Source organism: Rathayibacter sp. VKM Ac-2879 (assembly GCF_015351245.1).
Lineage (GTDB): Bacteria > Actinomycetota > Actinomycetes > Actinomycetales > Microbacteriaceae > Rathayibacter.
Genome location: NZ_JADKSO010000003.1, coordinates 332,933 through 346,446 on the forward strand (window position 1 = coordinate 332,933; position 13,514 = coordinate 346,446).

Consider the following 13,514-nt stretch of genomic DNA (forward strand, 5'->3'; position numbering starts at 1 on the left):
CGTGAGCGCGGCGCCCGCCTCGACCGACTCCCACTGCCCCTATTGCGCCCTGCAGTGCGCGATGTCGCTGACGCGCTCCGCCGCGGGCAGTACGGGCGCTCCGGTGTCGATCGCGGGACGGGAGTTCCCCACCAACCGGGGCGGGCTCTGCGCGAAGGGCTGGACCGCGGCCGAGCTGCTCGCGAGCGGGCAGCGCCTGACGGCTCCGCTGCGGCGCACCGCCGACGGCTTCGTCGAGATCTCGTGGGAGGAGGCGCTCGACGCGGTCGCCGCGGCTGTGCGCACCACCCGAGAGCAGCACGGCGCCGACGCGGTCGCGGTGTTCGGCGGCGGCGGCCTGACCAACGAGAAGGCCTACCAGCTGGGCAAGTTCGCCCGGATCGCCCTCGGCACCTCGCGCATCGACTACAACGGTCGATTCTGCATGTCGTCGGCGGCCGCGGCAGGCAACAGGGCCTTCGGCGCGGACCGCGGGCTCCCCTTTCCCGTCGCCGACCTCGACGACGCCGACACGATCCTCCTGCTCGGCTCGAACGTTGCCGCGACGATGCCGCCGTTCCTCGCGCACCTGGCCGGGGCGCGCTCCCGCGGAGGCCTGATCGTCGTCGACCCCCGCCGCTCCGCGACCGCCCGCCTCACCGAGGACGGCGCGGGCACGCACCTGCAACCCGCCCCCGGCACCGATCTGGCGCTCCTGCTCGGCCTGACGCATCTCGTTCTGGCCGAGGGTCTGGCCGACCACGCCTACCTCGAGGAGCGCACGAGCGGCTTCGACACGGTGCGGCGGAGCGTCGCCGCGTGGTGGCCCGAGCGCACGTCTTCCGTCACCGGCGTGCCGACCGCTCTGCTACGGCACACGGCACGACGGCTGGCGGAGGGGCGCGTGTTCGTGCTCACGGGGCGTGGCGTCGAGCAGCACGTCAACGGCACCGACACCGCGACGGCCGCCATCAATCTCGCGCTCGTGCTCGGGCTGGTCGGGCGACGCGGCTCGGGCTACGGCACCCTCACCGGGCAGGGCAACGGCCAGGGCGGCCGCGAGCACGGTCAGAAGGCCGACCAGCTGCCGGGCTATCGGTCGATCCGCGACCCGGAGGCGCGCCGCCACGTGGCGAGTGTCTGGGGTGTGGATCCGGCCTCGCTCCCGGGACCCGGGCTCCCCGCCGTCGCGCTCCTGGGCGAGCTCGGTCGCTCGGTGCGGTGCCTGCTCGTGCACGGCTCGAACGTGGTCGTCTCGGCGCCCGACGTGGCCGCCGTGCGCGCCGGTCTCGAGGCGCTCGACCTGCTGGTGGTGTGCGACTTCTTCCTCTCCGAGACGGCGGCCCTCGCCGACCTCGTGCTCCCGGTGCCGCAGTGGGCGGAGGAGGAGGGGACGATGACGTCGCTCGAGGGCCGCGTGCTCCGGCGCCGGCGAGCGATCGAGCCGCCGGCCGGGGTTCGCAGCGAGCTGTGGATTCTCAGCGAGCTAGCCCGCCGGCTCGAGGCCCCCTCGCGCTGGCCGACCGATCCCGCGGAGGTCTTCGACGAGCTCGCCCTCGCCTCGGCGGGAGGCATCGCCGACTACTCGGGGCTCTCGCATGCGCTCCTCGACACGGGAGTCGCGGCGCACTGGCCGTACCCCGTGGGGAGCAGCGGCACCCCGCGCCTGTTCGCCGAGCGCTTCGAGCACCCCGACGGTCGCGCGCGAATGGTCGCCGTCTCGCCCACGCCCGTCGACGCGAGCGATCGCGGGGAGGAGCTGACCCTCATCACCGGGCGCTACCTCCAGCAGTACCAGTCGGGCACCCAGACCCGCCGGGTCGCCGAGCTCGACGCGGCGCGGCCGGAGGCGCGGCTCGAGATCCACCCGGCCACCGCCTCCCGGCTCGGCGTGCGCGACGGCGCCCCAGTCGCCATCGGCAACGGGCGCGGAGTCGTGCGGGCGCGTGCCAGCGTGACGGCGGACATCCGGCATGACACGGTCTTCCTCCCGTTCCACTACGCGGGCGAGCAGTGCGCCAATCTGCTGACCGAGTCGCTCGTCGACCCGGTGTCGTCGATGCCCGAGTTCAAGCGCACGCGGGTTTGGATCCGTGCGGAAGGAGCAGCGGATGACTGAGTCGGCCCTTCGGGTGGTCCTGATCGGCTACGGCCCGGTCGGCGCCCGCCTCGTCGACGAGCTCCTGCCGGCCGTCCGCGCCGGTGGCGTCGCGCTGACCGTCGTCGGTGCCGAGCTCGACGACGCGTACAATCGCGTCCTGCTCGCCGAGTACGCCGTCGGCCGCGCCTCCCGGGAGCGCCTCGAGCTCGGCGACCGCGCCGCTGCCGAGGAGGCGGGGGTCCTCTTCCGTCTCGGCCGCGCCGCCGTCGGCCTCGACCGTGCCCGCCGTGTGCTGCGGCTGCACGACGACGAGCGCCTCCCCTACGACCGCCTGGTGTTCGCCACCGGGGCGCGCGCCAACGTTCCGACGCTCGCCGGGATGGAGCGGGCGCGACGCGATCGCCGCGTCCGCTCCGCCTCCCCCGAGGCCCTTGACCGCGGCACCGAGCCCCTGCCTGAGCGTGTGGTCGCGTTGCGCGACCTGGACGATGCGCGCGTGGTGCGCGAGGCGGTGGCCGCCGGCTCGCGGATCGTCGTGCTCGGCGCGGGCGTGCTCGGGGTCGAGTTCGCCCTCGCCGCCGCGGAGCAGGGCGCTGAGGTCGTCGTCGTCTATCACGGCGACATCCCGATGGCTCGCACTCTCGATCACGGCGGCGGGAGGATGCTCGCCGCGACCGCGCGCGCCGCGGGCATCGAGATGGTGTCGCATGCGCGCTCCGAGAGCGTCCTGCTCGCGCACGACGAGCTCGGCCGCGCGTACTTCCAGGCGCTGGTCTGTGCCGACGGCAAGCAGATCGAGGGCGACCTGCTCGTGCTCTCGTGCGGTGTCGGCGCGCGCATCGAGCTCGCGGCGAGCGCCGGTCTCGCCGTCTCGACCGGCCTCCTCGTCGACGAGGAGCTGCGCAGCTGGAGCGATCCCGATGTCTTCGCGATCGGCGACTGCGCGCACGTGGCGCCTCGCGGCTCCGCGCTGCCGGACGGGAGGGTAGCGGGCGGCCCGAGCGGACTGATCGGGCCGGGCTGGCAGCAAGCCGACCATGTCGCCGCTCGGCTGCGGGCGGAGTCGGAGGGTAGGGCCGGCGACGGGCGGGGGGCTGCCGCGCGCCCCGCTGTCGTGATGCTGAAGGCCGAGGGAGTCGACCTCGTGGCGGGCGGCGACACCTCCGCCGAGCCGTGGGACGCGCATGTGCCCGGGCAGGAGCACACGGAGGTGACGGTGTGGGCGGATCCGGCCCGCGGCGGCTACGCCAAGCTCGTGACCGTCGGTGGAGTGCTGCGCGGCTTCGTCTCGGTGGGGCTGCCGCGCGCGGGGGCTGAGCTGACGCTACTGTTCGAGCGGGGCTCGGAGCTGCCCGCCGACCGATCGAGCCTGCTGCGCCTCGACGCGCCCGACGCGGGTGCAGCTCCGACCGGCGACCCGTTCGCTCCTGACGCCACGATCTGCTGGTGCAATGGTGTCTCGGCGGGGACCATCGCCGCCGCGGTCGCCGGGGGCGCGGACTCGGTCGCGTGCGTTGGCAGCGCCACTCGCGCGGGCACGGGCTGCGGCGGCTGCGCTGGGCGCATCGCGGAGCTGCTCGCGCGCGCTCCGGTCACGGCCTGAGCCGGGAGTCGTCACCGCGCAGACCCTCAGGCGCGGTCCAGCACCTCCGCGAGACGCCTGGTCGCCGCCCGTAGCTCCAGTTCGAGCCCGCGCACCCGCTCCTCGAGCACCTCGTACCGCTCGTCGAGAGCGGAGGTACGAGCGCCCTCCGCCGCGAGAGCCTCCTCCGACGCCGTTCGCAGCGCGGCCAGCGAGGACGTCACCTCGTCGATCCCCGCCCGCAACTCGTCGAGCGAGGTAGCGGTGTCGGCGCGCGCACACTCCAGCTCTCCGCGCACGGCCGCGAGCTCCTCCCGGAGGGCCGCCGTCTCAGCGCGCACCTCCTCGGTGCGCAACCGCTCCTGCTCGAGCCACGGCGCGATCAGGCCGTGCACGGCGGAGCGCAACGCCACACCACCGCGACCGAATCGGGAGGGCGCGGAGGCGGGGTCGTGGAGGAAGTCGTGGTCACTGGTCATCGTCGTCGTCCCGTCCGGAGAAGCGGCGATGGAGCACGTCCATCGCTCGCTCGTTCTTGTCCATGATGTCGGCTTCGAGGGTGGTGTCGGCGGCGCGCTCGGCCAGGCTGCCCGGTCGCGTGCGCCGCTCGAGGGAAGCCTCGATCAGCTCGATCGAGCGCTCGAACGAGAGCGGCCCGCGGGCGGAGGCGCGCCCCCGCCTGCCCAGCGTCTCGAGGTCGGTGACTCCCGTCACGACATCGCGCAGCGCGTCGAGCAGGGCCGAGGCCGAGCGGGTGATCTTGATGCAGTCGACCCCGTCGAGGAGGAACTCCGCCACTCCGCTGGTCGCCGTCACGATCGGCACGCACCCCGCCGCCGCCGCCTCCACCGGCGCGACGCCGAAGGGCTCGCCCTCCCAGGTGGGGAACAGGAACGCGTCGGCGCTCCCGTGCGCCGCCAGCACCTCATCGTGGGGCGTCGCCCCGTGGAACTCGACCAGGCCCTCGAGCCCCGCCTCCCTCGCCTTCGCGCGATACCCGTCGACGTCGCCGTCGCCGTAGAGGTCGATGCGGAACTCGCGCGTCTCGTCCGCGAGCGCGGACGCCGCCTCGAGGACGAGCCCGACACCCTTGTGCTCGCCGAGCGAGGCGGCGAACGTGAAACGCGTGATGCCGTCGCGGCGATAGCGGCGCGGCTCGTCCGACTCCGGGGGCGCCGACACGCCGCGCCCGATGACCTCGACCTCACCGAGATCGAGACCGCCCTCCTCGATGGCCTCGACGAGCGAACGGCTGACGGCCACGATCTCGCCGCGCGCGAAGTGGTCAGGGGCCTGGGCCCCGTATACCGCGAGCACCCGCTCGGGCAGGCCGTCGACGAGGGCGTTCGGCGTGCGGTCGCCGAGGTTCCACATCCACGGCGCGTCCACGGTGCGCAGCAGGTCGATGAGCGCGAGGCCGCCGAGTCCCACGAGGTTGAAGGCGACGACGTGCGTCGGCGCGAAGTCGCGCAGTTCCTCGAGCAGGATCCGCGTGTTCTCGAAGCGGGACACGGCACTCTCGTGGTGCAGCAGCTGGGCGATCTCGCCCCCCGTTTGCGGCAGCGGGAAATACGTGCGCAGCCCGAGCGTGCGATGCACCTCGACCCCGGCGGGCTCGGGAGGGAGGTAGGTCGGGCTTGTGAGCACGCGCACGGCGTGTCCGCGCGCGGCCATCGCCTCCGCGACACGGGCGCAGGTCATCTCGTAGCCGCCGAGCACCTGTGGGGGGTACAGGTTGCTGATGAAGAGCAGGCGCATCACGACCGTGCCTCCTGCTCGGTCTGGATGCGGGCGGTCACCTCGGGCGAGTAGGCGGCGGCGGTCTGGCGGTCGTTACCGCCGTCCCAGTAGTTGACGAGGTAGAGCCCGGTCTGTTGCGTGCGAGGCACGAAGGGGAACAGCTGCGCGCGTGGCTCGATCTGGGCGATACGGTAGCCAGCCTCGACCGCGCGCACGTGCAGCCAGATGTCGTCGGCGTCGGGCGCGATCTCGCGGAACGCGTCCCCGTGCGTCGCCACCGTCTCCATGAGCTCGCTCGGGAAGAGCTGCCCCGAGACGGAGGTGCCGAACACCTCGAAGCCCGCCCGCGTGTCCTCGACGGGCCTCCAGCTCGTGTACGGCGCGACCGCGCCCTCCACGATCCCGACCCGGTGCGCCCGGTAGCAGAGCACCGTCTCGCGCGGGTAGCGGGACCGGGCGTCGAGCAGGCCGCGCAGCCAGGTGCGCGGGTAGACGATGTCATCGTCGGAGGTCACGAGGTCGCGCTCGCCCGCGCGGCCCGACAGCAGATGCGGGAAGTACTTGGTGTGCACGCGGTAGCCCTCGACGAGGCGGATCTCGACGCCCCTGCCGCGGAGGCGGCGGAGCGGAGCGGGCAGCTCGGCGTACAGCGCCGGGTCGTCGAGCCAGAGCACGAGGCGCGCGGGTCGGGCCTCGCCGCGCGCGATCGACTCGAGCGCCACGTGCACGCGTCGGAGGCGTTCGCCGTGCGTGGTCATGGTCACGACGACCGAACCCGCGGGATCGATCGCGGATCGGCGCGAGAAGCGGTTGGCGAGCGCGAGCACCAGCAGCTCGCCCCGGAACGCGAGCGAGGAGGGGTAGTCGATCGGTCGAGCGGCGACCGCGGCGACGCGTCGGGCCTGGAGGCGCTGCGGCACGCCGACCGCCGCTCGCGTCGCCTGCAGAAGGCGGGTTCTCGGCCGCACGCGACGGCCGAAAGCCGCAAGGCGGGTGCGGGGGCGCACGCGACGACCGAGGGCGGCGAGGGCGGGATGCATCGGACCAGGATAGCCAGCGGGTCCTGTGCGCCCGGTGGCCGTCAGCTGCCGTCGACCACTGCGAAGGCCCGCACCGGGAAGGTCCCGAAGCCCTTCACCTTCGGCGGTACCGCGGTGAAGTGCGCTCCCGTCGCGGGTAGCGCCTCCAGCCCGGTGAGGTGCTCGACGACGTGCACTCCCGCGGCCAGGAGGAGGCTGTGCGCCGGTCGCGCGCCTCCCGATTCGGTGTCGTCGATGTTGACGGAGTCGATGCCGACGAGCACCGCGCCGGCCGCGATCAGGGCCTGGGCGCCCGCCTCGCCGAGGAACGGGGCGCCGCGGCCGTACTCGGGCGTGCCGAAGCGCGCGTCCCAGCCGGTGCTCATCAGCACCGCCGCCCCGCGCACGTCTCGCCCGGCGAACGCCTCCGGCCCGATCTCGCGTGCGGAGGCTCCGCGCGCGTCGATCACGACGGCCGGGAGCCCGACGAGGGTCTCGAGGTCGAGGGCGGCGAGGTCGGCGCCGCCCTCGTAGCGGTGGAAGGGGCTGTCGAGGTAGGTCCCCGTGTTGCCGATCATCTCGATGACATCCATCGCGAACTCGGTGCCCGGCTCGTAGGAGGCGCGCGACGCCTCACGGGTGAGGTGCGGTCGGATGCGCGGCGCCGGTAGCCCCGGGTAGGTGACCAGCCCCTCCGCGATCGTGTGGCTGAGGTCGACGATACGGCGGGACACGGGGGTCATGTAGTCGATGCTGCCAGTGCCCGCCGTCTCGTGTCCACGCGGCGGGGTGTCGCTATCTCTTCGGCAGCGCTCCCGCGAGGTCCGCGATCAGGTCGTCCGCGTCCTCGATGCCCACCGAGAGCCGCACCAGCGACTCCGAGACCTCGAGCGGCGTGCCCTTGACCGACGCGTGCGTCATCTCGCTCGGGTAGCCGATGAGGGACTCGACCCCGCCGAGCGACTCGGCGAGCTGGAACAGCTCGGTCGACTCCGCGAACTTCCTGGCCGCTCGGGGAGTCGCGAGCTCGAGCGAGAGCATCCCGCCGAAGCCGGACATCTGCCGCTTCGCCAGCTCGTGTCCGGGGTGGCCCGGCAGCCCCGGGTAGTGGACCGCGCTCACCGCGGGATGCTCGGCGAGGAACTCGGCGACCGCCTGCGCGTTCGAGGAGTGCCGCTCCATGCGGACACCGAGCGTCTTGATGCCCCTGACCGTGAGCCAGGCATCCATCGGGCCCGAGATCGCCCCGACCGCGAACTGGAGGAACGCGATCTTCTCGGCGAGCGGCCCCGAGCGCAGGGCCAGAGCGCCGCCCACCACGTCGGAGTGGCCGCCGAGGTACTTCGTCGTCGAGTGCACGACCACGTCGGCACCGAGCGCGAGCGGCTGCTGCAGCGCCGGGGAGGCGAAGGTGTTGTCGACGACCACGATCAGGTCGTGTGCGTGGGCGAGGTCCGCCAGCTCGGCGATGTCGCTGATCGTCATCAGCGGGTTGGACGGCGTCTCGACCCACAGCATCGATGTCTCACCGGGGACGATCGCCTTCTGCACCTCGCGCAGGTTCGACATGTCGACCGCCGTGTTGCGGATGCCCCACGCGCCGTGCACCCGATCGATCAGGCGATGGCTCCCCCCGTAGGCGTCGTTGCCGAGCACGATGTGATCGCCGGGCGAGAGCGCCGCGCGCAGCAGGGTGTCCTCGGCGGCGAGGCCGGACGAGAAGGAGTACGCCACGTCGGCGCCCTCGAGCGAGGCGATGAGGTCTTGCAGCGAGTCGCGGGTCGGGTTGGCCGAGCGCGCGTACTCGTAACCGCCGCGCAGACCGCCGATGCCGTCTTGCACGAACGTCGACGTCAGGTACACGGGAGGAACGACGGCTCCCGTCGTCGGGTCGAACTCCTGTCCAGCGTGGATGGCTCGGGTGTCGAAGTGCTGCTTCCTGGGCATGGCGCGGGGCTCTCTGGGTCGGAGGTGTCGGGAAGGTCGCGAGCGGTCAGGCCGTCGCGTAGGTGAGGAGGTCCTGGCGGGTGATCACGGCGACCGGCTTGCCCTCGTCGATCACGAGCAGCGCGCTACCGTCACGCAGCGCCACCCTGGCCGCCGAGATGCTCTCGCCGAGGCCGATCAGAGCGAGCGGCGCCCCGACGCTCGAGCCGAGCGGATCGTTGAGCGACGCCGAACCGCTGAACACCCGGTCGAGCAGCTCGCGCTCGTCGACGGCTCCGATGACCTCGCCCATCACCACGGGCGGCTCGGCGCTCAACACCGGCAGCTGAGAGACGCCGTACTCGGCCATGATGCCGATCGCGTCGCGCACCGTGTCGCTCGGATGCGCGTGCACGAGCGCCGGCAGCTCGTGAGGGGTCGAGGCACGGGCCCGGAGCACGTCGCGGACCGTGCCCTCGTCCCGCATCTCGAGGAACCCGTAGGAGCGCATCCACCGGTCGTTGAAGATCTTGCCGAGGTAGCCGCGCCCCCCGTCGGGCAGCAGCACGACCACCACGTCGTCCGGCCCGAGCTCCGCCGCGGCCTTGAGCGCCACCGAGACGGCAAGGCCGCTCGAGCCGCCGACCAGCAGCCCCTCCTCGCGGGCCAGGCGCCTGGTCATCGCGAACGACTCGGCATCGCTGGAGGCGATGATCCGGTCGACCACGCTGGGGTCGTAGGCGCTGGGCCAGAAGTCCTCTCCGACGCCCTCGGTGAGGTACGGGCGACCGCCGCCTCCCGAGTAGACGGAGCCCTCGGGGTCGGCGCCGACGATCTGCACGCGGCCCTCCGAGACCTCCTTGAGGTAGCGGCCGACCCCACTGATCGTGCCGCCCGTGCCGACCCCCGCGACGAAGGCGGTGACACGTCCCGCGGTGTCGCGCCAGATCTCGGGACCGGTGGTCTCGTAGTGGCTGAGCGGACCGTTGAGGTTGGCGTACTGATTGGGCTTGAACGCGCCGGGGATCTCGCGCGCGAGGCGATCCGAGACGGAGTAGTAGGAGGCCGGGTCCGCGGGAGCGACGGCCGTTGGCGTCACCACGATCTCGGCCCCGTAGGCGGTCAGCACGTTGCGCTTGTCCTCGCCGACCTTGTCGGGCAAGACGAACACGCAGCGGTAGCCGCGTTGCTGAGCCACCAGCGCCAGGCCGATCCCGGTGTTGCCGCTCGTCGGCTCGACGATCGTGCCACCGGGCTTCAGCAGCCCGTCACGCTCGGCCGCGTCGATGATGCGCGTCGCGATGCGGTCCTTCGAGGAGCCTCCGGGGTTGAGGTACTCGACCTTGACCAGCACGGTCGCCTGCACGCCCGCCGCGACCGGACCGAGCTTCACGAGAGGGGTGTCGCCGATCAGATCGAGCACCGAGTCGGCGTAGACCATCCCGGTGTCCGGGCGGGCTGGCAGGGTTCGGTCGAGGCTCATGCCGTCAGCGTAGCAACCGGTTCTTGGCGTGTGACGGGAGTCGTGAGGTTCGCTCGACCGCGCGTTGGCGGCCTCCCCGCTGCCCTCGGCGCGACCTCCGTGAGCGCTGTCGCCGAGCCCGAGAGTGCCTTATCGTGGGGGTCCGCGAGCGCCACCGTCGACCCGGAACGGACCCCATGACCACTCCGATCGCCGCACCGCCGCAGCGTCCGGCCGAAGGACATCTCCTGCGCCTGCTCGGCCCGGCCCTGGTCGCCGGAGTCGCCTACCTCGATCCGGGGAACGTCGCCAGCAACATGACGGCCGGCGCCCGCTTCGGCTACCTCCTCGTGTGGGTCGTCGTGCTCGGCAACCTGATGGCCTGGCTCATCCAGTACCTCTCGGCGAAGCTCGGCCTGATGACCGGCCGCAGCCTGCCCGAGCTCCTCGGCGAACGTCTCCGCGGGCGCTGGGGCCGTCGCGCCTACTGGTTGCAGGCCGAGACCGTGGCGATGGCGACCGATCTCGCCGAGGTCATCGGCGGCGCGATCGCTCTGAACCTCCTCTTCGGCCTGCCCTTGCTCGCGGGCGGATTCGTCACCGGAGCCGTCTCGCTCGTACTCCTGCTCGTGCAGACCCGCGGCGGAGCGCGGCCGTTCGAGCACGTCATCACGGGACTGATGGTGCTGATCGCCGTCGGCTTCACGGTCGGCGTCGTCGTCGATCCGCCGGACGCGGGGGCGACGATCGCCGGCCTCGTCCCGCGTTTCGACGGCTCGGAGTCGGTACTGCTGGCCGCGTCCATCCTCGGCGCCACCGTCATGCCGCACGCTATCTACGCGCACTCCGCGCTCGCCCGCGATCGCTTCGGCCACGTCCAGGGTCTCGGCGCCCGTCGGAGGATCCTCGTCGCAACCAGGATCGACGTCACCGTCGCGCTCGCCATCGCCGGCACCGTGAACCTCGCGATCCTCCTCCTCGCCGCGCACTCGCTCGCCGGGGTCGCCGGTACCGACAGCCTCGAGGGGGCACACGCGGCGATCGCGGCGGCGCTCGGGCCCGTCGTCGCGACACTGTTCGCCATCGGCCTGCTCGCCTCCGGACTCGCCTCGACCTCGGTAGGGGCCTATGCCGGAGCCGAGATCATGCACGGGCTGCTGCACCTGCGCGTGCCGCTGGTCGCCCGACGGCTCGTCACCCTGCTCCCGGCACTGCTCGTCCTGGCGCTCGGGATCGACCCCACGCGCGCGCTCGTGCTGAGCCAGGTCGTGCTGTCGTTCGGGATCCCGTTCGCCCTGGTGCCGCTCGTGGCCCTGACCCGCGACCGTCGCCTGATGGGTGAGCAGGCCAACCGCTGGTTCACGACTCTCGCGGCCACGCTCGCCGCCGCCTTCCTCATCGTGCTCAACGCCCTGCTCCTCTGGCTGACCTTCTCCTCCTGACGTCCCCACTGTGAGCCGTTCCGAAGCCCAGCTCGTTATCCTCTGAGAGCGCCTCTCAGGCGCCCGCGCGCTCCTTACGGGCGCCGTCCGCCCGCCGAACGAGAGACCACGCCGTGCCCCGAGACACGATGTCCGCGAAGAACCGCGCCCGCCAAGAGAAGCTCGAGAGCTACAAGCGCGAGCAAGCGCGCCGCAAGCGCAACAGCCGCATCTGGATCGGGACGCTCTCGGCCCTCGCCGTGCTCGCCGTCGGTGGGATCATCGCCGTCACCGTCTTCGGCAACCAGCAGATCGTTCAGGCGCGCCAGATCGACGGCCTCCAGACCTTCGAGAACGACGCCACACACGTCACCGGCTCGGTCGACTACGCGCAGACGCCTCCGGCGGGCGGCCCGCACAACGCGGTCTGGATGAACTGCGGCGTCTACGACCAGCCCGTCCCCAACGAGAACGCGGTGCACGACCTCGAGCACGGTGCCGTGTGGGCCACCTACGACCCTTCGCTCCCGACGAGCGACGTCGATGCGCTGATCGCCGCCCTGCCGAGCACCTACTCGGTCGTCTCGCCCTACGAGGGCCTGAAGTCCCCCATCGTCCTGAGCGCGTGGGACGCGCAGGTCGCGATCGACTCCCCCGACGATCCGCGACTGAAGGCCTTCGTCGAGCGCTTCTGGCAGTCCTCGAGCGCGCCCGAGCCCGGCGCCCCCTGCACGGGAGGCCTCGATGCGCCCGGCAAGCAGTAGAGGGCGCCTCCTCGTCGCCGCCGTCGCGGTGGTCGCGCTGCTGCTCGGTGCGGCCGGCGGCTACCTCGTGGGCGCGCTCGCCCCGTTCGCGCCCACGACGACCCCGTCGAGCACCAGCGCGGAGGCGGGCTTCGCGCGCGACATGCAGGTCCACCACCTGCAGGGCGCCCAGCTCGCGATGATCGCGCGCGAGCGCAGCGCCGACGGGGAGGTGCTGACGGTCTCGAAGGACATCCTGCTCACGCAGCAGCAGCAGGCCGGCCAGCTCTTCGGCTGGCTGACCTCGTGGGGTCTGCCGCAGGCCTCCCCCGAGCCCTCGATGACCTGGATGGGCCGTCCGACGCTCGCCGGGGCTGCTGACGAGCACTCGGCGATGGGGATGTCGACCGAGGAGGGCGTGGTGCCCACGAGGATGCCCGGCCTCGCGACTCCCGAGCAGATTGCGGCCTTGAGCGCCGCCTCGGGCCGCGACTTCGACCGGATGTTCCTCGAGCTGATGATCGCCCACCACCGTGGTGCCATCGACATGGCCGAGGCTCTGCTCGCTCGGAGTCGGCTCGGCGTCGCGACGAACTTCGCTTCCTCCGTCGTCACGGCACAGGAGGCCGAGATCTCGCTGATGGAGCAGATGCTCGCCGACCGGCCGGCGGAGTGACGGGCTCGGCGGGCGCCGGCGCACACAACGTCAGCTGAGTCGGCTTCTCGCGCACGATGGTGCGCGACGGCACGTCTCCGCTGACGTTGGGCGGCCATCGACGTCCACGATGGCGCGGATCGGGGGCCGACTAGGTGGTATCACCTTGCTTTCGCCGACATCTGCCGCTGAGATGCTCGAGGCCCCTTTCTGAGGGCGCCATCCGCCCCTGAGGAGTCCCGCCATGACCGACCCCACCACCTCCATCGCCGCACCCTGGCCGCCGCCGGTCCCAGAGAAGACGCCGAAGACGCGCCGCCGGGTTCCCCTGCAGGCACTCGTCTGGACGTCTCTCGGAGCTCTGATCCTCGGCGCCCTGATCGGCGGCTCTGGCTCGGGCCGTGGCTCCCAGAGGACCGAGGCCCAGCTGAGCGCCGTCCAGGAGCAGCTGGACGCCGCACAGGCGTCGGTGCAGGAGCAGAGCGAGGCGCGCGCGAAGGCCGACTCGGATCGCTCGGCAGCGGAAGCGACGGCGTCGGACCTCCGCAAGACGGTCGACTCGATGACGGCGGAGGCCGCGACAGCGTCGACGACGCTGGCCGGCCGAGACGCGCGCATCGCCGAGCTCGAGGCCGCAGCATCGTCGTCCTCGGCAGCATCGTCGTCCTCGGCAGCGAAGCCTGCCGCCGCAGAGCCCGCGGCCGAGACCGCCCCCGAGCCGGCCGCCGTACCCGCGGAGCCCGCGAGCTCCTCGGTGTCGTACGCGAACTGCGCCGCTGCGCGCGCGGCGGGCGTCGCTCCCCTGTCGACGGGCGACCCCGGCTACAGCCGCAAGCTCGACCGAGACGGCGACGGGATCGCCTGCGAGTAGCAGACTCGTCCTGCG

General features: G+C 72.5%; 12 protein-coding genes. 6 read left to right on the plus strand and 6 right to left on the minus strand.

Going from position 1 to position 13,514, the window contains the following annotated elements; translation table 11 throughout:
* Position 1: 1 nt before the first annotated feature.
* Both ITJ45_RS10435 and ITJ45_RS10440 read left to right on the plus strand, forming a co-directional pair.
* Complete coding sequence (locus tag ITJ45_RS10435) at positions 2–2,098, plus strand: molybdopterin oxidoreductase family protein (protein WP_416365294.1); 2,097 nt, start codon at positions 2–4, stop codon at positions 2,096–2,098.
* Positions 2,091–3,683, plus strand: a complete 1,593-nt coding sequence (locus ITJ45_RS10440) for an FAD-dependent oxidoreductase (protein WP_194609647.1) — start codon at positions 2,091–2,093, stop codon at positions 3,681–3,683. Before ITJ45_RS10435 ends, ITJ45_RS10440 begins: the two co-directional genes overlap by 8 nt.
* 26 nt (positions 3,684–3,709) lie before the next feature.
* Here the strand turns inward: ITJ45_RS10440 and ITJ45_RS10445 are convergent, their stop codons facing one another.
* Genes ITJ45_RS10445 through ITJ45_RS10470 form a run of 6 tightly spaced genes read right to left on the minus strand, consistent with a single transcriptional unit; the run spans position 3,710 to position 9,788 of the window.
* A complete protein-coding gene (locus ITJ45_RS10445; RefSeq protein WP_194609649.1) occupies positions 3,710–4,141 on the minus strand; it encodes a hypothetical protein in 432 nt (143 codons plus the stop codon).
* Complete coding sequence (locus ITJ45_RS10450) at positions 4,131–5,420, minus strand: glycosyltransferase family 4 protein (protein WP_228493860.1); 1,290 nt, start codon at positions 5,418–5,420, stop codon at positions 4,131–4,133. The genes ITJ45_RS10445 and ITJ45_RS10450 overlap by 11 nt, the downstream gene beginning before the upstream one ends.
* Positions 5,420–6,442, minus strand: a complete 1,023-nt coding sequence (locus tag ITJ45_RS10455) for a glycosyltransferase (protein ID WP_194609653.1) — start codon at positions 6,440–6,442, stop codon at positions 5,420–5,422. Before ITJ45_RS10455 ends, ITJ45_RS10450 begins: the two co-directional genes overlap by 1 nt.
* Positions 6,443–6,483: 41 nt before the next feature.
* Entirely contained in the window at positions 6,484–7,164 is a 681-nt protein-coding gene (locus ITJ45_RS10460; RefSeq protein WP_194609655.1) for a cyclase family protein, read from the minus strand.
* Between the two features lie 52 nt (positions 7,165–7,216).
* On the minus strand, positions 7,217–8,368 hold the full coding sequence (locus tag ITJ45_RS10465) for a cystathionine gamma-synthase (protein ID WP_194609657.1): 1,152 nt from the start codon (positions 8,366–8,368) through the stop codon (positions 7,217–7,219).
* 46 nt (positions 8,369–8,414) lie between these two features.
* The gene (locus ITJ45_RS10470; protein ID WP_194609828.1) at positions 8,415–9,788 is read right to left on the minus strand and encodes a cystathionine beta-synthase; all 1,374 of its coding nucleotides are present in this window, start codon (positions 9,786–9,788) and stop codon (positions 8,415–8,417) included.
* A 218-nt stretch (positions 9,789–10,006) separates the two neighbouring features.
* Here ITJ45_RS10470 and ITJ45_RS10475 point away from each other — a divergent pair, with 218 nt between their 5' ends.
* The 4 genes from ITJ45_RS10475 (at position 10,007) to ITJ45_RS10490 (ending at position 13,499) form a co-directional block, all read left to right on the plus strand.
* Positions 10,007–11,251 carry an Nramp family divalent metal transporter gene (locus ITJ45_RS10475; protein WP_194609659.1) on the plus strand — a complete coding sequence of 415 codons (1,245 nt, stop codon included), beginning with the start codon at positions 10,007–10,009 and terminating at the stop codon, positions 11,249–11,251.
* A 113-nt stretch (positions 11,252–11,364) separates the two neighbouring features.
* Positions 11,365–11,994, plus strand: a complete 630-nt coding sequence (locus ITJ45_RS10480; RefSeq protein WP_323742984.1) for a DUF3105 domain-containing protein — start codon at positions 11,365–11,367, stop codon at positions 11,992–11,994.
* Positions 11,975–12,649 carry a DUF305 domain-containing protein gene (locus ITJ45_RS10485; RefSeq protein WP_194609660.1) on the plus strand — a complete coding sequence of 225 codons (675 nt, stop codon included), beginning with the start codon at positions 11,975–11,977 and terminating at the stop codon, positions 12,647–12,649. The genes ITJ45_RS10480 and ITJ45_RS10485 overlap by 20 nt, the downstream gene beginning before the upstream one ends.
* A 223-nt stretch (positions 12,650–12,872) precedes the next feature.
* The gene (locus ITJ45_RS10490) at positions 12,873–13,499 is read left to right on the plus strand and encodes an excalibur calcium-binding domain-containing protein (protein ID WP_194609662.1); all 627 of its coding nucleotides are present in this window, start codon (positions 12,873–12,875) and stop codon (positions 13,497–13,499) included.
* Positions 13,500–13,514 lie beyond the last annotated feature (15 nt).

Excerpts from the sequence above, each read along its gene's own strand:
- ITJ45_RS10475 (WP_194609659.1), top strand. The coding sequence starts at position 10,007 with ATGACCACTCCGATCGCCGCACCGCCGCAGCGTCCGGCCGAAGGACAT.
- ITJ45_RS10470 (WP_194609828.1), bottom strand. The coding sequence starts at position 9,788 with ATGGTCTACGCCGACTCGGTGCTCGATCTGATCGGCGACACCCCTCTC.
- ITJ45_RS10455 (WP_194609653.1), bottom strand. The coding sequence starts at position 6,442 with ATGCATCCCGCCCTCGCCGCCCTCGGTCGTCGCGTGCGCCCCCGCACC.
- ITJ45_RS10465 (WP_194609657.1), bottom strand. The coding sequence starts at position 8,368 with ATGCCCAGGAAGCAGCACTTCGACACCCGAGCCATCCACGCTGGACAG.
- ITJ45_RS10485 (WP_194609660.1), top strand. The coding sequence starts at position 11,975 with ATGCGCCCGGCAAGCAGTAGAGGGCGCCTCCTCGTCGCCGCCGTCGCG.
- ITJ45_RS10450 (WP_228493860.1), bottom strand. The coding sequence starts at position 5,420 with ATGCGCCTGCTCTTCATCAGCAACCTGTACCCCCCACAGGTGCTCGGC.
- ITJ45_RS10490 (WP_194609662.1), top strand. The coding sequence starts at position 12,873 with ATGACCGACCCCACCACCTCCATCGCCGCACCCTGGCCGCCGCCGGTC.
- ITJ45_RS10445 (WP_194609649.1), bottom strand. The coding sequence starts at position 4,141 with ATGACCAGTGACCACGACTTCCTCCACGACCCCGCCTCCGCGCCCTCC.
- ITJ45_RS10440 (WP_194609647.1), top strand. The coding sequence starts at position 2,091 with ATGACTGAGTCGGCCCTTCGGGTGGTCCTGATCGGCTACGGCCCGGTC.
- ITJ45_RS10460 (WP_194609655.1), bottom strand. The coding sequence starts at position 7,164 with ATGACCCCCGTGTCCCGCCGTATCGTCGACCTCAGCCACACGATCGCG.